Annotated in this window: 17 protein-coding genes; 3 read left to right on the forward strand and 14 right to left on the reverse strand. The window is 60.7% G+C overall.

The features are described 5' to 3' along the window. Nucleotides 1–62: 62 nt before the first annotated feature. From TU84_RS17110 to TU84_RS17140, 7 genes are all read right to left on the reverse strand, one after another. The gene (locus TU84_RS17110) at nt 63–620 is read right to left on the reverse strand and encodes a phosphonate degradation HD-domain oxygenase (RefSeq protein WP_048371034.1); all 558 of its coding nucleotides are present in this window, start codon (nt 618–620) and stop codon (nt 63–65) included. After that, nucleotides 620–1,741, reverse strand: a complete 1,122-nt coding sequence (locus tag TU84_RS17115; RefSeq protein WP_048371038.1) for a TIGR03364 family FAD-dependent oxidoreductase — start codon at nt 1,739–1,741, stop codon at nt 620–622. The genes TU84_RS17110 and TU84_RS17115 overlap by 1 nt, the downstream gene beginning before the upstream one ends. A 117-nt stretch (nt 1,742–1,858) precedes the next feature. Continuing rightward, a complete protein-coding gene (locus TU84_RS17120; RefSeq protein WP_048371040.1) occupies nt 1,859–2,881 on the reverse strand; it encodes a putative 2-aminoethylphosphonate ABC transporter substrate-binding protein in 1,023 nt (340 codons plus the stop codon). 25 nt (nt 2,882–2,906) lie between these two features. Further along, nucleotides 2,907–4,631, reverse strand: a complete 1,725-nt coding sequence (locus TU84_RS17125) for a putative 2-aminoethylphosphonate ABC transporter permease subunit (RefSeq protein WP_048371042.1) — start codon at nt 4,629–4,631, stop codon at nt 2,907–2,909. Between the two features lies 1 nt (nt 4,632). Next, nucleotides 4,633–5,709: a putative 2-aminoethylphosphonate ABC transporter ATP-binding protein gene (locus TU84_RS17130; RefSeq protein WP_048371044.1), complete on the reverse strand. Its 1,077-nt coding sequence runs from the start codon at nt 5,707–5,709 to the stop codon at nt 4,633–4,635. Between the two features lie 195 nt (nt 5,710–5,904). Next, nucleotides 5,905–6,768, reverse strand: coding sequence for a LysR family transcriptional regulator (locus tag TU84_RS17135; protein ID WP_048371046.1), 864 nt, complete (start codon nt 6,766–6,768; stop codon nt 5,905–5,907). A gap of 16 nt (nt 6,769–6,784) precedes the next feature. Continuing rightward, nucleotides 6,785–9,052 (reverse strand): heavy metal translocating P-type ATPase, encoded by a 2,268-nt coding sequence (locus tag TU84_RS17140; protein ID WP_048371047.1) that lies wholly within the window; start codon nt 9,050–9,052, stop codon nt 6,785–6,787. An 84-nt stretch (nt 9,053–9,136) separates the two neighbouring features. On the opposite strand from TU84_RS17140, the gene cadR reads away from it, so the two are divergent. Beyond that, nucleotides 9,137–9,586 (forward strand): Cd(II)/Pb(II)-responsive transcriptional regulator, encoded by a 450-nt coding sequence (cadR, locus tag TU84_RS17145; protein ID WP_048371049.1) that lies wholly within the window; start codon nt 9,137–9,139, stop codon nt 9,584–9,586. A 120-nt stretch (nt 9,587–9,706) separates the two neighbouring features. Here the strand turns inward: cadR and TU84_RS17150 are convergent, their stop codons facing one another. Genes TU84_RS17150 through TU84_RS17160 form a run of 3 tightly spaced genes read right to left on the reverse strand, consistent with a single transcriptional unit; the run spans nt 9,707 to nt 12,330 of the window. Then, complete coding sequence (locus TU84_RS17150) at nt 9,707–10,678, reverse strand: thymidylate synthase (protein ID WP_048371051.1); 972 nt, start codon at nt 10,676–10,678, stop codon at nt 9,707–9,709. Nucleotides 10,679–10,728: 50 nt separating this feature from the next. Then, the gene (gene lgt, locus TU84_RS17155; protein ID WP_048371053.1) at nt 10,729–11,535 is read right to left on the reverse strand and encodes a prolipoprotein diacylglyceryl transferase; all 807 of its coding nucleotides are present in this window, start codon (nt 11,533–11,535) and stop codon (nt 10,729–10,731) included. A gap of 12 nt (nt 11,536–11,547) precedes the next feature. Continuing rightward, complete coding sequence (locus TU84_RS17160; RefSeq protein ID WP_048371054.1) at nt 11,548–12,330, reverse strand: sulfite exporter TauE/SafE family protein; 783 nt, start codon at nt 12,328–12,330, stop codon at nt 11,548–11,550. A gap of 120 nt (nt 12,331–12,450) precedes the next feature. Here TU84_RS17160 and TU84_RS17165 point away from each other — a divergent pair, with 120 nt between their 5' ends. Continuing rightward, nucleotides 12,451–13,200 (forward strand): NRDE family protein, encoded by a 750-nt coding sequence (locus TU84_RS17165; protein ID WP_048371056.1) that lies wholly within the window; start codon nt 12,451–12,453, stop codon nt 13,198–13,200. Between the two features lie 121 nt (nt 13,201–13,321). Here TU84_RS17165 and ptsP read toward each other — a convergent pair whose 3' ends face one another. Next, nucleotides 13,322–15,601: a phosphoenolpyruvate--protein phosphotransferase gene (gene ptsP, locus TU84_RS17170; RefSeq protein ID WP_048371058.1), complete on the reverse strand. Its 2,280-nt coding sequence runs from the start codon at nt 15,599–15,601 to the stop codon at nt 13,322–13,324. Nucleotides 15,602–15,622: 21 nt separating this feature from the next. Then, entirely contained in the window at nt 15,623–16,102 is a 480-nt protein-coding gene (locus tag TU84_RS17175) for an RNA pyrophosphohydrolase (protein ID WP_019828104.1), read from the reverse strand. Between the two features lie 143 nt (nt 16,103–16,245). On the opposite strand from TU84_RS17175, the gene TU84_RS17180 reads away from it, so the two are divergent. After that, a complete protein-coding gene (locus TU84_RS17180) occupies nt 16,246–16,902 on the forward strand; it encodes a histidinol-phosphatase (protein WP_048371060.1) in 657 nt (218 codons plus the stop codon). An 82-nt stretch (nt 16,903–16,984) separates the two neighbouring features. Here the strand turns inward: TU84_RS17180 and TU84_RS17185 are convergent, their stop codons facing one another. Together TU84_RS17185 and ilvA are read right to left on the reverse strand one after the other, a co-directional pair. Further along, on the reverse strand, nt 16,985–17,413 hold the full coding sequence (locus TU84_RS17185) for a DUF2269 family protein (RefSeq protein WP_048371066.1): 429 nt from the start codon (nt 17,411–17,413) through the stop codon (nt 16,985–16,987). A gap of 40 nt (nt 17,414–17,453) precedes the next feature. Beyond that, a complete protein-coding gene (ilvA, locus tag TU84_RS17190) occupies nt 17,454–18,968 on the reverse strand; it encodes a threonine ammonia-lyase, biosynthetic (RefSeq protein ID WP_048371068.1) in 1,515 nt (504 codons plus the stop codon). Nucleotides 18,969–19,029: the final 61 nt, after the last annotated feature.

A 19,029-nucleotide genomic window follows, 5' to 3' on the forward strand; every position in this document is an offset into this window, starting at 1 on the left:
CAACACGGTGCATCCGCTAAAACGCGGTGATTTCATCGCGAGCAAGCCCGCTCCCACAAGGGTTAGGTGTTTAACAGGTTCAAGGCTTTGGCCTTGAGCAGTTGCAGGTCGATGAGCGGGGTGTGCAATTGCTTGGCCTGTTCATCCCACAGGCGCATGCGCAGGCTAAGCCCGCACAGCGGGTCTTGCTCAAAGGCATCGGCCTCGGCTTCGCTCATCACGCCGCCCTGGTAACCCAACGTCCTGATACTGGCTTCGCTCAACAGGTCGTAATAGCCGGGCTGACGCAACGTCAGGTAGCGCTTGGCCTGCACGTGGTATTCCACCAGTTTGGCCATGCGCTCACTAAAACCCGCCTGGCGCAGGTAATCGGCGCCCACCTGTTCATGGCTGACCACGCCGTATCCGCCCATGTTCGGCGCATCTTTGACGCACAAATGCCCAATGTCATGAAAGAACGCGGCCAATACCACTTCATCGTCATGCCCTTCGGCAATCGCCAACTGCGCCGCCTGGGACATGTGTTCGAGCTGTGACACCGGCTCGCCGATATAATCGTCGGTGCCGAACTGCTGATACAAGGCAAAAACCCGTTCTACCGCCAGTTGTGTCGGGGTCATCACGCCTCCTCCAGTAAACGCGCGATGTTGCGCTCGGCCATCGCCGGACCCACGCTCATGCCCACGCCGGTTTGCATCAAGGCGGCGCTCAGGCCCGGCGCCACCGGCAGCCAAGTAAACGGCTTAGCCCCGCGCGCGCCATAAACGCCTTGCCAGCGCTCCATCACCTGCACTTCACAGCCCAGTGTGTCTTCGCACAGTTGCAGCATCCAGTTATCGACCTGTTCGGCGTTAAACGGTGATGGATCGCTGCCGTAATTATGTGAATCACCGACGATCAACTCGCCGTAGGGCGTCGGACTGATCAACAAATGAATGCCGTGCTCATCCAGGTACGGGCTGTCGCGCAGAATCTCGGCCTGCACCGCGGTCGCTTCCGGCAAATCGGCAAAGGCGCCGTAATGCACGCAGCTCAGGCCGGTGAGCAAGGCGTGTTGCAGCTGCAAGTCGATTGTTGGCCGCACTCGCAGCATTTGCAGGCGACAAACCTGTGGGTTGAGCGTCGCCAGTGGCTCGGCCAGCAGGGTTTGATAGTCGTGCCCTGAACAGACAATCACCTGCGCGCCTTTAAAGCTGCCCGCCGTGGTGTGAACCTGCCCCGGCTCGACGTCGCGCACCAGGGTTGAAAAGTGAAACTCGACGCCGAAGTCGCGCTGCAGGTACTGCACCAGCGCCGGAATGGCCTCACGCGAATACACCTGCTGGTCGTCCAGCCCGTGCAACGCGGCGCGATGGTGGTTGAACTGGCCGCCGTAGAGGGCGTCCAGTTCGGCACCGCGCAGCAGTTCGGCGCGATAACCGTGTTCACGGGCACGGCCTTGGCAAAAGGCCTCCAGCAGGTGTTCTTCAGCCTCGGTGCGGGCAAACAGGTACGCGCCGTTGCGTTTGAGGTCAAAGCCCGCCTGCTGCGCCCACTCGCCCCAGATACCCCGGCTGGCCCGGGCCAGATCGAGCATCACCCCCGGTGGCTGGCCGGTGACCAGCGCCTGGCCGAAGTTGCGCACCGACGCGCCCAAGGGCGTGTGTGTGCGTTCGAAGACATGGACCTTAAGCCCGCGTTTGGCGGCCGCGTAGGCATGGGACAAACCCAGAATGCCAGCGCCGACGATAAGAATAGTCATACACCTGTCCTGAAGAGCACATCCAATCCCTGTAGGAGCGAGCTTGCCTCGCGATTTTTTAAAAGATCAAAAGATCGCGAGGCAAGCTCGCTCCTACAGGGTCAGGTTACTGAAGAGTTATTCGGCCACTTTCTCGGACTTGCCGTCATAGCGTTTGCGCCATTCGGTCAAAATGTGATCGCGGTTTTTTGAGGCCCAGGCGAAGTCGTTTTTGATCAGGCGTTGCTCGTAGTCAGCCGGCAATTCTGTCTGCGGCTTGGCAATTCCAGGCTGCGCGAGCACGGCGAAGTTCTCTTTATAAAGCTCCATCGCCGCCGGGCTGGCTGAGAAGTCAGCGAGCTTTTGTGCCGCCGCTTCATGGGGCGTGCCTTTAATCACGGCCGTGGCTTCGATCTCCCAGCCCAGGCCTTCTTTAGGCAGGATGATGTCCAGTGGCGCGCCCTGGCGCTTGAGCTGCACAGCCGGGTATTCAAACGAAATGCCAATCGGGAACTCGCCCGAGGCGGCCAATTTGCATGGCTTGGAACCGGAGTGAACGTATTGGCCGATGTTCTGGTGCAGGCCGTCCATGTACACCCAGCCCTGCTTCTCGCCAAAGGTTTGCAGCCACGCGCTCACGTCCAGAAAACCCGTGCCGGACGACGCCGGGTTCGGCATCACGATCTTGCCCTTGTACTCGGGCTTGGTCAGGTCTTGCCAGCTCACCGGCTTGCTCAGGCCCTGCTTTTCGGCCTCAACCGTGTTGAAGCAAATGGTCGCGGCCCACACGTCCATGCCGACCCAGGCCGGTGGATTGGCCGGGTCACGGTAGTTGGGGCCGATTTTGGCCAGGTCTTGCGGTGCGTAGGGTTGCAGCATGCCTTGCTGATCAAGGATCGCCAGGCTCGACGCGGCCAGGCCCCAGACAGCATCCGCCTGCGGGCGGTCTTTTTCAGCGAGCAGTTTGGCGGTGATGATGCCGGTGGAGTCACGCACCCACTTGATCTCAACGTCCGGGTTGGCCTTCTCGAAAGCTTGTTTGTAGCTCTTCAGTTGCTCGGCTTCGAGGGCGGTGTAGACGGTTAGCTCGGTCTTTGCAGCAAACGCGTTAACGCTCAAAGCGGTGAGGACAGCAGCGACAAGAGCAAGAGGCTTGAACATGGTGCGGTTCCTTGAGGTGGAAGGGTTATTGCGCCGGTGCGCCTTGGCGCCAGGCTTGGGAGCGGCGCAACACGCCGCGTGAAGCCCAGGCCAGGAGCAGGGACACGCCAATGGAGGTCAGCAAAATCAGGGTCGACATGGCCGCCGCGCCGCCAACGTTGCCGGCGTCGTCCATGTTCAGCACCGCCACCGCCGCGAGGATGGTGTCGGGGCTGTAGAGGAAGATCGCCGCCGACACGGTGGTCATTGCCGAGACGAACAGGTAGCGCACGATGTCCAGCAGCGCGGGCAGGCAAATCGGTACGGTGACGCGCCAGTAATGGCGGTACAGCGGCGCCTTGAGCGACAGCGCAGCGGCTTCGAACTCGCCGTCAAGCTGGCGCAATGCAGTGGTGGCGGTCATTTGCGCAGTGGTCAAATAGTGAGCAATGGTGCACACCACCAGCAGCGCCATGGTCCCGTAGAACACATGCAGCGGATTACCCGGCAGGTTGAAGAAAAACACGTAGCCCAACCCCAGCACCAAACCCGGCACCGCCATGGGGATGAAGCTGAGCATGCGCAGCACCAGGTTCAGGCGCTTCTGGGTGTGGGTTTTTTCCATCAGGTAGGCGCCGGTGAAGATCACCGCGCTGCCGATCAGCGCCGTGCACAGGGCCATGGTCACGCTGTTGCGGTAGGCCAGCCAGCCGCCACCGGCGGTGTCATTGAACTGGTAGTGGTTGAGGGACAGCGACAGGTTGTACGGCCAAAATTTGACCAGCGATGAGTACACCGCCATCCCGAACACCAGCAGCAAGGCGGCGCAGATCAGCAACACGATGGCCAGGTAGCAGCCATCTCGCAGCCTCGAAGGCACCGGCTTGAACACCTGGGCACGGCCGCTCATGGCGTCGCCGTGCTGACGGCGCAGCCAGGCATCGACGCCGAAGCTGAACAGCGCGGGCAACAGCAAGACCATGCCAATCAAGGCGCCGCGACCAAACTGTTGCTGCCCGACCACCGCTTTGTAGGCTTCCAGCGCCAGCACCTGATAGTCGCCACCCACCACCACGGGCACGCCGAAGTCGGTGATGGTCAGGGTGAACACCAGGCAAAACGCGGCGAACACGGCCTGACGCGTCCCCGGCCAGGTGATGCTGCGAAAGGCTTTGAATGGCCCCGCGCCCATGCTCGATGCCGCATCAAATAACCGGGCATCGGCCAGCGACAAGGCGGACAGCAGAATCATCAAAGCATGAGGAAAGGTGTAGATCACCTCGCCAAGGACGATGCCCCAGAAACCGTAGATGTTGTCTGCAATCAGCCCGCGAAGCAGGCCCTGATTGCCGAACAAATACACCAGGGCAATGCCCGGCAACATCGACGGCGCCATCAGTGGCAGCAACGACAACCCGCGCCAGACGCGCTTGCCGGGGATCAAGGTGCGTTGCAACGCGTAGGCAAACAGGTACGCCAGCGGCACGACTATCGCCGCCACGCTGAGCGACACTTTGAGGCTGTTACCCACCAGCCAATGAAAGTTATCGCTGGTCACCAACTCCCGCGCGGCGACCCAGCCACCGCCCTGGCCGTCTTGCGCACTGAAACCACGCCAGAAGATCGCCAGCAACGGCATCAGCACGGCAATGGCCAATAACAGCAGCAACAGCAGTTTGCCGCCGAGGACAAACAACGTGTCGCCCCGTTCAGCCCGCGCAGCGTTACGGGCCAGGGTGTCGGACAGGGGCAAGGTCATTGGCGCGGCCATGTCAGGCAAACACCTGAAGGCTGTTCGGCGGCAAGGCGACGAAGATGTCCTGGGCGCCGAGACGCGGCAAATCCTGGCTGCCGACTTCGGCGGTGAGCGGGTGGCCCGGCAGGTGGTTGAGTTCGAAGCTCATGCGGCAGCGATTGCCGAGGAAGGTGATGTCCCGCACCCGTGCCGGGAACAGGTTTTCTTCGTGCAGCACCGGGTTCACGCTGATTGCCTCGGGGCGACAAAACAGCCGCCCCGACTCGACGCGCCCCGCGTCGGCCGCCAAGCGCATATTGACCCCGCCGACCTGCGCGTAGGTGCCGCTGTTATGGTCAAACGGCAGCCAGTTGCCTTGCCCGACAAACTCGGCAACAAAGGGCGTGGCGGGCTTGTTGTAGATCTCTTGCGGGGTGGCGTACTGCTCGACCTTGCCGTTGTTCATCACGGCGATGCGGTCGGCCATCAGCATGGCTTCGTCCTGGTTGTGGGTCACCATCAAAGTGGTGATGCCCAGGCTGCGCTGCAATTGGCGCAACTCGGTGCACAAATGCTCGCGCACCCGGGCATCCAGGGCCGACATCGGTTCGTCGAGCAAGAGCAGCGACGGTGCAGGCGCCAAAGCGCGGGCCAGGGCGACTCGCTGCTGCTGACCGCCGGACAGTTGGCCGGGGAATTTCTTTTCGCTGCCCGTGAGGCCCACCAGTTCGAGCATCTCGCTGACGCGCTTGCGCACCACGTCGCGGTTGCTGCCAGCCAGGCCGTAGGCGATATTGGCCTCAACGGTCAGGTTGGGGAACAGTGCGTAGGACTGAAACAGGATCCCGTAGTCCCGGGCTTGCGGGGCGAGGTCTGAGACATCCCGTGAACCGAGGTACAAAACGCCTTCGTCCTGACGCTCCAGCCCAGCGATGCAGCGCAGCAAGGTGGTTTTACCGCACCCCGAAGGCCCGAGCAGACACACCAGCTCACCCGCCGCCACCTCCAGCGAGACGTTGTCCAGCGCGGTAAAAGCGCCAAAGCGCTTGCTCACGTTGCGCACCTTCATCGGCACGCCGGGTTGGGTCAAAGGGGTTGCGTTCGAGCGGTTCATGGATGCACCTCATCAAGCAGATGGGGTCATCCTAGAGGCGCTATGCGTACAAGATGTGGCAGTCAGGCAAAAGCTGCCGATAGAGGTATTGGTGGATTTGGGAGTAATGCTCACAACATCCCTGTGGGAGCGGGCTTGCTCGCGAGCTTTTAAAAAGATCAAAAGATCGCGAGGCAAGTTCGCTCCTACAGGGGGTCAGGCCGGGGCCATTTCCTGCGCCAGCCCCAGAAAAGCCGCAGGCAAGCGCGCTGATTTTCGCTCTTTGAGGCAGTACAAATACTCGGCGATCAGCGGCGCACCTTCGAGGGTCAGTACGCGCAGTTGCGGGTCGTGGGGGACTTCCTGGCGGGCGATGATGCTGATGCCGATACCGCGCAGCACCGCTTCGCGGATCGACTCGCGGCTGCCAATTTCCAGCAGCGGGCCAAAGCCGACCCCGGCGCTGCTGAGCAGTTCTTCGGTCAATTTACGCGTGGTCGAGCCTTGCTCGCGCATCAACAGGCAATGCCCGGCCAAGGCACTCAGCGGCACGTGATCGAGCTTGGCCAGCGGGTGATTGCGGTGCACCGCCACCACCAGCGGGTCGGAGCCCAGAACCCGGCGTATCAGCCGTGGGTCTTCGAGCAGTTGCGACGAGGCGGCGATGTCGACGCGGTATTCGTCCAGCGCTTCGAGCACTTGCTGGGAATTGCCAATGTCTACCGACACGACAATCTGCGGCAGGCGCTCGCGGAAGGCTTTGACCAGATCAAGGATGTAATACGGCGCGGTGGCGGCGATGCGCAACGTGCCGGTGCCGTGACCGCTGTTGCGCAAAAAGAACTCGATATCGGCTTCTTGCTGCAACAGCGTTTTAACCATGGGCAGCAAGCGCACGCCTTCATCGCTGAGGGTCAGGCGCCGCCCGCCACGGTAGAACAGTTCTACACCGTACTGGCTTTCGAGCTGGCGGATCTGGGTGGTCACGGTCGGCTGGCTCAACCCGAGCTTTTTCGCCGCCTGTGTGATGCTGCCCAACTGGGCCACCCGGTAAAACGCTTTCAGCTCGGCACTCAGCACTGTGGCCTCTCTTGATCTATTTGCGCACCAGGCGCAACCCGTTAAACACCACCAACAGGCTCACGCCCATGTCAGCAAAGACGGCCATCCACATGGTGGCCAAGCCCATGAAGGTTACCGCAAGAAAGATCGCTTTAATGACCAATGCCAAGGCAATGTTCTGTTTAAGGATGCTCGCGGTGTCCCGTGACAAGCGAATGAAAGCCGGTATTTTGCGCAGATCGTCGTCCATCAGGGCGACATCTGCGGTCTCAATAGCGGTATCCGTACCCGCTGCCGCCATGGCAAAACCGATCTCGGCGCGAGCCAACGCCGGGGCGTCGTTGATGCCGTCACCGACCATGCCCACGTGATGGCCCTGTGCATAAAGGGCTTCGATGGCTTTGAGTTTGTCCTCCGGCAGCAGGTTGCCCTGCGCCTGGTCGATGCCCACCTGGGCCGCAATCGCGTTGGCGGTGTGCGGGTTGTCGCCGGTCAGCATCAGGGTTTTGACCCCCAGCGCGTGCAACTCGCGGATTGCTTCGCGGCTGGTTTGCTTGACCGTGTCGGCCACGGCGAACAACGCCATGGGGCCTGCGCTGTCGATCAGCAAGATCACGGTTTTACCTTGCTCTTCCAACGCAAAGAGCTTCTCTTCAAGGGCGGGCGAACACAGGCCCAGCTCTTCGATCAGGCGGTGGTTGCCCAAGTGGTAAACCTTGCCGTCGATGTCGCCACGCACGCCACGCCCGGCCAGCGCCGTGAAGTTATCCACAGTGCACAGCGCGAGGTTTTTATCCACAGCGGCATTGGCCACGGCCATTGACACCGGGTGATCTGAACGCGAAGCCAGGCTTGCAGCCAGCAACACCGCGCTCTCAGTGTGCAGCGGGTCGAGCGGCAGGTAGTCGGTTTGCACCGGCTTGCCGTGGGTGATGGTGCCGGTTTTATCCAGCGCCAAAAAGTCCAGCTTGTGGCCGCTTTCGAGGTACACACCGCCTTTGACCAGGATGCCTTTACGCGCAGCGGCCGCCAGACCGCTGACGATGGTTACCGGGGTCGAGATCACCAGCGCGCACGGGCACGCCACCACCAGCAGCACCAGCGCACGGTAGATCCAGTCGAACCACGCCTCGCCCATAAACAGCGGCGGGATAATCGCCACAGCCAGAGCCAGCAGGAACACCACCGGGGTGTAGATTTTGGAGAAGCTGTCAACAAAACGCTGGGTCGGCGCACGGGCACCCTGGGCTTGTTCCACAGCGAGGATGATGCGTGCCAGGGTCGAGTGGTTGGCCGCCGCGGTAACGCGGAACTCCAGCGAACCGGCCTGGTTGATGGTGCCCGCAAAGACTTTATCGCCCACGGTTTTTTCCACCGGCAGGCTCTCGCCGGTAATCGGCGCCTGATCGATGCTTGAGCTGCCCGCCACCACTTCGCCGTCCAGGCCAATGCGCTCGCCGGGTTTAACCCGCACGATGGCGCCCAGCTCGACGTCTTTAACCTCACGTTCCAGCCATGTGCCGTCGGCTTGCTGCACGGTGGCTTTGTCCGGGGCCATTTGCATCAGGCCGCTGATGGCGTTGCGCGCACGGTCCAGGGACTTGGCTTCGATCAGCTCGGCCACGGTAAACAGGAACATCACCATCGCCGCTTCGGGCCATTGGCCGATCAGCAGGGCGCCGGTCACGGCGATGCTCATCAGCGCGTTGATGTTCAGGTTGAAGTTTTTAAGGGCAATCCAGCCTTTTTTGTAGGTGGTCAGGCCGCCGCTGAAGATCGACACCAGCGCCACCAAAGCAATCACCCAGGTCGGCGCAGCGCCGGTGAAGTGCAGCACTTCTGCCGCCAATGCACCGACACCGGACACCGCCAACGGCCACCAATGCTTTTTCGGCGCAGGCGGCAGCGGCGCGTCAGCATCGGCGCCGGTTTGCAGCGGGTCGGCCTGCATGCCCAGGGATTTAATGGCCGCGACAATCGGATCAGTCGACGGCAGGTCGTGGGTCACCACCAGCACGCGATTGATCAGGTTGAACTCCAACTGCTGCACACCGGCCAGCTTGCCCAGCTTGTTCTGGATCAGGGTTTGCTCGGTCGGGCAGTCCATGGCTTTAATGCGGAAACTGCTCAGGCGCGCGCCCACGGTGGGCGTGGCGCTGAGTTTGATCACGCTCGGCCCGGCAGCGCTTGAACAGCAACTGTGCGCGTGGCTGGCGTGGTCGTGCTTTTCCTCATGGCCGTGGTCATGGTCATGGTCATGGTCAGCGTGTGGTGTGTGCGGAGTGTGAATGGAGTCGCTCATCGGGTGCGTCCAAAAAGGTGCCTGTTGCCAAGTAAAGACCCTGTAGCCACTATAGGGTCAAGCATCCTTTGGGAGATAAGCGCGATGAAGATTGGTGAACTGGCGAAATTGACCGATTGTCAGGTCGAAACCATCCGTTATTACGAGCGTGAAGGCTTGTTGCCAGAGCCTGCGCGCAGTGACGGCAACTACCGTTTGTACACCCAGGCGCATGTCGAGCGGCTGACGTTTATCCGCAATTGCCGCAGCCTGGACATGACCCTCGAAGAAATCCGCAGCCTGCTCAACCTGCGCGATAGCCCGCAGGACCAATGCGAAAGCGTGAATGCGTTGATCGACGAGCACATCCACCACGTCAAGGCGCGCATTGATGGCTTGCAAGCTTTGCAGGCGCAACTGCTCGACCTGCGCCAACGCTGTGGCGAAGGGCCGGGGATGGATCAGTGCGCGATTTTGCAGCGTCTGGAAGTCAGCGGTTCAGTGGCAGCGCCAGAAGGCGAGCCAAGCCATGTGGGCAGAAGCCACGGGCATTAGCCCAACACCCTCGCCCCGTGGGAGCGGGCTTGCTCGCGATACAAACGACTCGGTGCTCTTTTAGACCACAGCGATTCGATCGCGAGCAAACCCGCTCCCACAAGGCGCGAGGGACGCGGGTTACACCGCCATCGGCGCGGTCATGGGAGCGTGGTGCTGGTAGCCTTCGAGGCTGAAGTCGCCCGGCTCGATCAGTTCCAGCCACTCCGGCTGGTAAACGCCGGTCTTGGCGAATTCCGGTACGCGGTCCGAGATCACCAGTTTTGGCATCGGGAACGGTTCGCGGGTCAGCTGTTCGTTGAGCATGTCCAAGTGGTTTTCATACACGTGGGCATCGCCAATGAAGTAGGTGAACCAGCGCGGCGTGTAGCCGGTCAGGCGGCCGATCAGGCTCAGCAACGCGGCGCCTTCGGTCAGGTTGAACGGCGTGCCCAGGCCCAGGTCGTTGGAACGGATATAGAGAGTCAGGGAGATTTCCTTGGTCTCGACGTTCGGGTGGAACTGGTACAGCAGGTGGCACGGCGGCAGGGCCATTTCGTCGAGCTGGGCGCAGTTCCAGCCGTGGAACAGAATACGGCGGCTGCCCGGGTCATTGATGATCGTGTCGACGCACTGGCGTACCTGGTCGATGGCTTTGTACAGCACCACGTAGGCCGCGCCGTCTTCTTCACCTTCGGCGATCTGGCGATAACCCTGGCTCAGGCACAACTCGATGGCGGCCTGGTTGCTGCGCGCCACTTGCTTGTAGGCTGGCCACTTGCGCCATTGCACGCCGTAGATCTCGCCCAGGTCGTCTTCGCCCTGACGGAACGGGTTGGCCAGCCATTGGGCGTTTTCGTTGGCGTTCTGGTCCCAGACCTTGCAGCCCAACTCACGGAAGTCAGCGGCGCTGTTGACCGGGCGCAAAAAGCCGCACATCTCGCCAATCGCCGATTTGAACGCCATGCGGCGCGTAGTGATGGCCGGGAAGCCTTCTTTGAGGTCGTAGCGCAACATGGCGCCCGGCAGACTGATGGTCTTCACGCCGGTACGGTTGGCTTGCAAGGTGCCGTTTTTAATGACGTTGGCAACGAGGTCAAGATATTGCTTCATGGTTTTCCTAGCGTTTGAATGCAGGGCCGCGCAGGCCCTGCGATTCGAATTTAATGCGCAGCTTTTTGAGCCGCCGGATCACGGTTGTAGGCCAGCCAGATCAGGAACAGGCCGCCCGCGATCATCGGCAGGCAGAGGATTTGCCCCATCGTTACCCAGCCGAACGCCAGATAGCCTAGCTGAGCGTCCGGCACGCGGACGAACTCGACGATGAAACGGAAGATCCCGTAAAACAGAGCAAACATCCCGGAAACCGCCATTGTAGGGCGAGGTTTGCGCGAGTACAGCCACAGCACCAGGAACAGTGCCACACCTTCCAGGGCAAACTGGTAAAGCTGCGACGGATGGCGCGCCAATTGTTGTGGGTCGGTGGGGAAGATCATTGCCCACGGCACGTCGCTGGCCTTGCCCCACAACTCGCCGTTGATGAAGTTACCAATGCGCCCTGCGCCCAGACCAATCGGCACCACAGGGGCGATGAAGTCGAGGATCTGGAAGAACGATTTGCCGTTGCGCTTGCCGAACCACCAGGTCGCCAGCATCACACCGATCAGACCGCCGTGGAACGCCATGCCGCCTTTCCACACTTCAAAAATCAGCAGCGGGTTGGCGATGTAGGCGCTCAGGTCGTAGAACAGCACGTAGCCCAGGCGGCCGCCGACTATCACGCCCATGGCCACCCAAAACACCAGGTCCGAGAGTTTCTCTTTGTCCCAGGTCGGGTCGAAGCGGTTGAGACGTCGCGACAGGATCAGCCAGGCGGCGCCAATGCCGATCAGGTACATCAAGCCGTACCAATGGATTTTCAGCGGTCCGATAGCCAATGCCACCGGGTCAATCTGCGGGTAAGGCAGCATTGCGACTCCTCGTTAGATCAGGAAACTCAAACCGACACAGAACAACAGTGCGGCAAACAGCCGTTTCAGCAGGCGCGGCGAAAGTTTGTGGGCCAAACGCGCACCGAAACGGGCAAAAAACATGCTGGTCAGGGCGATCCCGACCAACGCGGGTATGTAAACAAACCCGAGACTATGCGCGGGCAAGTCAGGGTTGTGCCAGCCAATCATCATGAAACTTAACGCACCGGCAACCGCGATGGGCAAACCGCAGGCCGACGAAGTGGCCACGGCTTGCTGCATGGTCACGCCGCGCCAGGTCAAAAACGGCACGGTCAGCGAGCCGCCGCCGATACCGAAAATCGCCGACGCCCAGCCAATCACGCTACCGGCCAAGCTCAGACCCACCTTGCCCGGCACCGTTCGGCTGGCCTTGGGTTTTAAGTCCAGGGCCATTTGCAGGGCGATGATCACGGCAAACACGCCAATGATTTTCTGCAAGTGCGGGCCTGAGATCGCCTCGGCGGTCAATGCGCCTATCCCGGCCCCGACCAGAATGCCCAGGCTCATCCAGGCAAACAGAGGCCACAGCACCGCGCCTTTGCGGTTGTGCGCAATCACTGAGTTGATCGAGGTAAAGATAATGGTCGCCAATGACGTGCCAACGGCCAAATGGGTCAACACCTCGTTGCTGAAACCTTGCAAGGTGAAACTGAACACCAGCACCGGCACGATGATCAGCCCGCCACCGACTCCGAACAATCCGGCCAGTACCCCAGCGAAGCCCCCCAACACCAGATAGAGCAGAAATTCCATGACGCCCCCTATTTTTGATCCGCATGGTAACGGAGCAAGGGCTCGGGCTCCATCCCGCATGGCGTAACACGCAGGGGCAATCTATAAGTACAGTGATTAAAAAAACATTAAGGACTGCCCATGTGCCTGATTGTCTTCGCTTGGCGCCCCGGCCACGCACAGCCTCTGGTCGTTGCGGCCAACCGCGATGAATTTTATGCGCGCCCCACTAAACCGCTGGCCCAGTGGGTTGAAGCACCGCAGGTGTTTGCCGGGCGTGACCTGCAGGCAGGCGGCACCTGGCTCGGCATAGGGGCCAATGGCCGCTTTGCCGCACTGACCAATATCCGTGAACCGCACCAACCGCCCGGGCGGCATTCGCGGGGTGAGCTGGTGTCTGATTTTTTGAGTGGCAATCAGCCCATTGCTGAGTATTTCGAGGATGTTGACCGACGAAGGCTGAGTTATGCCGGTTTTAATCTGCTGCTGGGGGATGGTGACCAGCTCTGGCATTTCAATTCCAAAGAGCTGGTGCCGCAGCCCTTGAGTGCGGGGATTTATGGCTTGTCGAATGCCGGGCTGGACACCCCGTGGCCCAAGCTGCTCAGGGCCAAGGCGGCGCTGGCCGAGGTGCTGAACGACCCGCAGCCGCAAGCCTTGCTGGCCCTGCTCAAAGACCCGCAAGCAGCGCCCTTCAATAAATTGCCGGACACCGGCGTCGGGCTGGCCACGGAGACGTTGTTGTCGAGTGTGTTTATCGCCAGCCCCAATTACGGCACCCGCGCCAGCACGGCGCTGATCGTCAATGCCGATGGTTCACGGGTGATGGTGGAGCACAGCTTCGGGCCGCTGGGCGGGCGTTTGGGTGAGGTGCGGCTGGAACACCCCTGACTCATGCCAAAACCTGTAGTCGCTGCCGAGGCACGAGGCTGCGATACGGGCCGCAGGCCCGCTGTATGGGGTCGCTGCGCAACCCATCGCAGCCTCGTACCTCGGCAGCGACTACAGGGTTTTAATAAGGCTTGATCGCCGCCGGGTTCATCATGCGCGTCAGGCCCATGTTTTTCAGGGCCAGCTGGATGGTACTGCGGATGACTTGCGGGTTGTCGATGGTCATGACTTCAGCCAGCAACTCCTTGGCCCGGCTCAGGCTAACCTGGCGCAACATCCACTTCACCTTGGGCAAGTTGGTGGCGTTCATCGACAGGCTGTCAAAACCCATGGCCATCAACAAGATCGCAGCCGCCGGGTCACCGGCCATTTCACCGCAGATACTCGCAGGCTTGCCTTCGGCGTGGGCGTCACGCACCACCGCCTGCAAGGCTTGCAGCACGGCCGGGTGCAGGTAGTCGTACAAATCGGCCACCCGCGGGTTGTTGCGGTCCACCGCAAGCAGGTACTGGGTCAAGTCGTTGGAACCTACCGACAAAAAGTCCACCTGACGGGCCAGCTCTTTGGTCTGGTACACCGCCGCTGGGACTTCGATCATCACGCCAATCGGCGGCATCGGCACGTCGGTGCCTTCGTCGCGCACTTCACCCCAGGCACGGTGCAGCAGGTGCAGGGCTTCTTCGAGTTCGTGGGTGCCGGAGATCATCGGCAGCAAGATGCGCAGGTTGTTCAGGCCTTCGCTGGCCTTGAGCATGGCCCGGGCCTGCACCAGAAAGATTTCCGGGTGGTCGAGGGTCACGCGGATCCCGCGCCAGCCCAGGAACGGGTTGTCTTCTTTGATCGGGAAGTACGACAGCGACTTGTCGCCGCCAATGTCCAGGCTGCGCATGGTCACCGGCTGCGGATGGAAGGCCGCCAACTGCTCGCGATAAATCGCCAGTTGCTCTTTTTCGCTCGGGAAACGCTGGTTGATCATGAACGGCACTTCGGTGCGGTACAGACCTACGCCTTCTGCGCCCCGCTGTTGCGCGCGCGCCACATCGGCCAACAGGCCGGTGTTGACCCACAGCGGCATGCGGTGGCCGTCCGGGGTGATGCACGGCAGCTCGCGCAGGGCGTCGAGGCCCTGGGACAACTGGCGTTCTTCTTCAACTACGTCGGCGTATTGCTTGCGCAACACGTCGCTGGGGTTGGTGTAGACCTCACCGTGGTAGCCGTCGACGATCAACTGGATGCCGTCGACCTTGGAGTACGGCAGGTCAACCAGGCCCATCACGGTCGGGATGCCCATGGCACGGGCCAGAATCGCCACGTGGGAGTTACCCGAACCCAATACCGAAACCAGGCCCACCAGCTTGCCTTCAGGCACTTCGCCGAGCATGGTCGCGGTCAGTTCTTCACTGACCAGAATGGTGTTGTCGGGGTAGACCATGGTTTGCTGGTGATCGTGCTGCAAATAGGCCAGCAAGCGGCGCCCGAGGTCACGCACGTCCGACGCCCGCTCGCGCAGGTAGTCGTCGTCCATCAATTCGAAACGGTTGACGTGATCAGTCACCACCTGACGCAGCGCGCCCTGGGCCCACTGACCGGTCTTGATCACATTTTTGACTTCGCTGCCCAGCGAGGCGTCGTCGAGCATCATCAGGTACACGTCGAACAGCGCCTGCTCTTCGGGGCGCAGTTGCGTGGCGAGCTTTTTCGACACCGCGCGCATGTCGTTGCGCACGCCTTCGAGGGCGTTTTTGAACAGCGCTATTTCGGCAGGAATATCGGTGATGGTCTTGTCGGGCACCACGTCCAGATCGGCCGGAGGCAGCATGACCACCGCGGTACCGACCGCGGCGCCGGGCGAACCGGGCACGCCGACGAACTTGGCTTCCTGGATACCTTTGCCCTGACGCCCCAGGCCACGAATCGACCCCGTGGCTTCTGCGTGGGCAATAACCCCGGCCAATTGCGCGCTCATGGTCACGAGGAAGGCTTCTTCACCTTCATCGAACTGGCGGCGTTCTTTTTGCTGAATGACCAACACCCCCACCACACGGCGGTGGTGGATAATCGGCGCGCCGAGGAATGAGGCATAGCGCTCCTCACCGGTTTCGGCAAAGTAGCGGTAGCGCGGGTGATCGGCGGCGTTTTCGAGGTTCAGAGGCTCTTCGCGGGTACCCACCAGACCGACCAGGCCTTCGTTGGGTGCCATGCTGACTTTGCCGATCGAGCGCTTGTTCAAGCCCTCGGTGGCCATCAGTACAAAACGGTTGGTCTCTGGATCAAGCAAATAGACCGAGCAGACCTGGCTGCCCATGGCCTCTTTGACGCGCAACACAATAATCCCCAACGCCGCCCTGAGATCTTTGGCAGCGTTTACTTCCTGGACGATCTTGCGCAGCGTATTGAGCATGGCTCGGGGTCGAACTCCGTGTCAGGCGCGCGTTAATAGGCGCGGTGCAAGTTCTTTGAGCGCGCGACGGTAGACCTCGCGCTTGAATGTCACCACCTGGCCCAACGGATACCAATAGCTGACCCAGCGCCAGCCATCGAATTCCGGTTTACCGGTTAAATCCATCCGCACCCGTTGCTCATTCGAGACCAGGCGCAGCAAAAACCACTTTTGCTTCTGGCCGATGCACAGCGGTTGGCTGTGGGTACGGACCAGGCGTTGCGGCAAACGATAACGCAACCAGCCTCGCGTGCAGGCGAGTATTTCTACATCTTCGCGTTCCAGGCCAACTTCTTCGTTCAGCTCGCGATACAAGGCGTCTTCCGGCGTCTCATCAGGGTTGATTCCGCCCTGTGGAAACTGCCACGCGTCTTGATTGATACGGCGAGCCCACAGTACCTGTCCGGCATCATTTGTCAGAATAATCCCGACATTAGGACGGAAACCATCGGGGTCGATCACGGCAACAACCTCGCAAACGCATGTCGCCGCATTGTTCCACAAAGGTTGTGAAAGCAGCAACGCGCCTTCCTGCCTTATGTGCACTCTTATTAAAAGACCGTATTCTTGTGGGCTTTCAACCGACAGCTCAGCGGGTAATTGCAATGCGTTTGGCTTTATTCGACTTGGACAACACCCTTTTAGGCGGCGACAGCGACCACGCGTGGGGCGATTACCTCTGCGAACGCGGCATTCTCGACGGTGACGCCTACAAAGCCCGTAACGACGAGTTTTACAAGGATTACCTGGCCGGCAAGCTCGACAATGCCGCCTATCTTAATTTCAGCATGGAAATTTTTGGCAAAAATGACATGGATCAACTCGATCAATGGCACCGAGAATTCATGCACGACTGCATTGGCAAACTGATGCTGCCAAAAGCCCAGGCACTGTTGGCCAAACACCGCGACGCGGGCGATACGCTGGTGATCATCACCGCGACCAACCGTTTTATCACCGCACCCATTGCGGCAAAGCTGGGCGTGGAACATTTGATCGCCACTGAATGCGAGATCGTTGATGGCCGTTACACCGGCCGCAGTACCGACGTGCCGTGCTTCCGTGAAGGCAAAGTGACACGCCTGAACCGCTGGATGGCAGAAAACGGCCACAGCCTCGAAGACAGCTACTTTTACAGCGATTCGATGAACGACCTGCCATTGCTGGAGCAAGTGACCCACGCCGTGGCCGTCGACCCGGATGAAAACTTGCGGGCAGAAGCGGTTAAACGTGGCTGGCCAGTGATTTCGCTGCGCGATTAAACCCAATCCTGTAGGAGCGAGCTTGCCTCGCGATCTTTAAAGTCAAAAGATCGCGAGGCAAGCTCGCTCCTACAGGGGGTGGTTAAACCGGTTTTGCGCCCATCATGGCCGCAATCGCAATAAAGCAAATCGCACAAAAAGCCGCCAGCACCACGGTAAAGCCCGGGTGTTTGGCCATTCGCCCCAGCCGCAAGCGGTTGAGGCGTACCAACAGCCACAACCAGCTCAAGCCACCCAGCAGGTACAAACTGCTCCCGCCCAGCAACCACAGCTGGCTCAGCGGCCAACCCGCCATGTGCACCAAAAACCAGCCACTCACCGGCAGCGCCAGCAGGCACAGGCCCATCAGCCCCCAGAGAAACGCCCACGGGCGGCGCACCAGGCCACCCGCCAGGAAGGCGTCACCGGCACGCCGACGGCGAATCACCACAACCAGCAATACAAGCGCACTGACAAACAGCAGCAGTGTCGACACGCCATGCAGCAGTTTTAACGCGGTGAACGTTTCCATTTGATTTATCTCTTGAGCCGTTCAATCAGCGTAGCGTTTATCAGCCAAGAAACAGCTGATACGCCGGGTTATCGCTTTCATCCCAGTACGGATAGCCGATTTCCGCCAGCGCCGCAGGCACCAGATGGCGTTCATCGGCGGGCACTTGCAGACCGGCCATCACCCGGCCATCTGCCGCGCCATGGTTGCGGTAATGGAACATCGAGATGTTCCAGCGCCCGCCCAGCTTGCTGAGGAAGTTGAACAGCGCCCCCGGGCGTTCCGGGAATTCAAAGCGGAACAGCAACTCATCGCTGACCTTGGCCGCGTGCCCGCCCACCATGTGGCGGATGTGCAATTTGGCCAGTTCGTTTTCAGTCAGGTCGACCACCGGGAAGCCCTGCTCGGCCAGGCTGGCCAGCAATGCGCTACGCGGGTCGTTCTCGGGATGGGTCTGCACCCCGACGAATATGTGGGCTTCGCTGCCGGTGTGGTAGCGATAGTTGAATTCGGTGATCTGGCGTTTGCCGACCGCCTGGCAGAACGCCTTGAAGCTGCCCGGCACCTCGGGGATGGTCACGGCTATGATCGCCTCGCGACCTTCACCCAATTCGGCCCGCTCGGCCACATGGCGCAAACGGTCGAAGTTAACGTTGGCGCCCGAGTCGATGGCCACCAGCGTCTGGCCGCGCACACCGCGTTGCTCGACGTATTTTTTGATCCCGGCCACGCCCAGCGCACCCGCAGGCTCGGTGATCGAGCGGGTGTCATCGAAGATGTCCTTGATGGCCGCGCAGATTTCATCGGTGCTCACGGTGATGACTTCGTCGACGTAGTCTTTGCAGATATCAAACGTGTGCTGGCCGATCTGGCCCACGGCAACGCCGTCGGCGAAGATCCCGACGCTTGGCAAGACCACGCGCTCACCGGCCGCCATCGCGGCTTGCAGGCAGTTGGAGTCATCGGGCTCGACGCCAATGACTTTAATATCTGGCCGCAGGTACTTCACATACGCCGCAATACCGGCAATCAATCCGCCACCGCCCACCGGCACGAAGATCGCATCCAGCGGCGTCGGGTGCTGACGCAGAATTTCCATCGCCACGGTGCCCTGCCCGGCGATGGTGTGCGGGTCATCGTAGGGATGTACGTAAACGTAGCCTTTTTGTTCAACCAGTTGCAGCGAGTACGCCAGGGCTTCCGGGAAGGAGTCACCGTGCAGCACCACAATACCGCCACGTGAACGCACGCCTTCAATCTTGATCTCGGGGGTGGTTTTGGGCATTACGATGGTGGCTTTCACCCCCAGCACCTTGGCGGCCAGCGCCAGGCCTTGTGCATGGTTACCGGCCGAAGCGGTGACGACGCCGCAGGCACGCTCGGCGTCGGTCAATTGCGTGAGCTTGTTGTAAGCGCCACGAATCTTGAACGAAAACACCGGCTGCAAATCTTCGCGTTTGAGCAAAATCTGGTTGCCCAGACGCGCAGACAATTGATTGGCAGGCTGCAATGGGGTTTCTACCGCGACGTCATAAACGCGCGAGGTGAGTATCTTCTTAACGTACTGTTCGAGCATCGGAAAGCTTCACTGGGCGGTTAGCAGGGACCAAGGAGTCTACCCCAGCGTTTACACGGGC

The sequence above is a fragment of the Pseudomonas helleri genome (assembly GCF_001043025.1).
GTDB classification, from domain to species: Bacteria; Pseudomonadota; Gammaproteobacteria; order Pseudomonadales; family Pseudomonadaceae; genus Aquipseudomonas; species Aquipseudomonas helleri.

Bases quoted from the DNA above. Each gene is read 5' to 3' on its own strand.
- TU84_RS17110 (WP_048371034.1), bottom strand. From the start codon at position 620: ATGACCCCGACACAACTGGCGGTAGAACGGGTTTTTGCCTTGTATCAG.
- TU84_RS17115 (WP_048371038.1), bottom strand. From the start codon at position 1,741: ATGACTATTCTTATCGTCGGCGCTGGCATTCTGGGTTTGTCCCATGCC.
- TU84_RS17120 (WP_048371040.1), bottom strand. From the start codon at position 2,881: ATGTTCAAGCCTCTTGCTCTTGTCGCTGCTGTCCTCACCGCTTTGAGC.
- TU84_RS17125 (WP_048371042.1), bottom strand. From the start codon at position 4,631: ATGGCCGCGCCAATGACCTTGCCCCTGTCCGACACCCTGGCCCGTAAC.
- TU84_RS17130 (WP_048371044.1), bottom strand. From the start codon at position 5,709: ATGAACCGCTCGAACGCAACCCCTTTGACCCAACCCGGCGTGCCGATG.
- TU84_RS17140 (WP_048371047.1), bottom strand. From the start codon at position 9,052: ATGAGCGACTCCATTCACACTCCGCACACACCACACGCTGACCATGAC.
- cadR (WP_048371049.1), top strand. From the start codon at position 9,137: ATGAAGATTGGTGAACTGGCGAAATTGACCGATTGTCAGGTCGAAACC.
- TU84_RS17150 (WP_048371051.1), bottom strand. From the start codon at position 10,678: ATGAAGCAATATCTTGACCTCGTTGCCAACGTCATTAAAAACGGCACC.
- lgt (WP_048371053.1), bottom strand. From the start codon at position 11,535: ATGCTGCCTTACCCGCAGATTGACCCGGTGGCATTGGCTATCGGACCG.
- TU84_RS17160 (WP_048371054.1), bottom strand. From the start codon at position 12,330: ATGGAATTTCTGCTCTATCTGGTGTTGGGGGGCTTCGCTGGGGTACTG.
- TU84_RS17165 (WP_048371056.1), top strand. From the start codon at position 12,451: ATGTGCCTGATTGTCTTCGCTTGGCGCCCCGGCCACGCACAGCCTCTG.
- ptsP (WP_048371058.1), bottom strand. From the start codon at position 15,601: ATGCTCAATACGCTGCGCAAGATCGTCCAGGAAGTAAACGCTGCCAAA.
- TU84_RS17180 (WP_048371060.1), top strand. From the start codon at position 16,246: ATGCGTTTGGCTTTATTCGACTTGGACAACACCCTTTTAGGCGGCGAC.
- TU84_RS17185 (WP_048371066.1), bottom strand. From the start codon at position 17,413: ATGGAAACGTTCACCGCGTTAAAACTGCTGCATGGCGTGTCGACACTG.
- ilvA (WP_048371068.1), bottom strand. From the start codon at position 18,968: ATGCTCGAACAGTACGTTAAGAAGATACTCACCTCGCGCGTTTATGAC.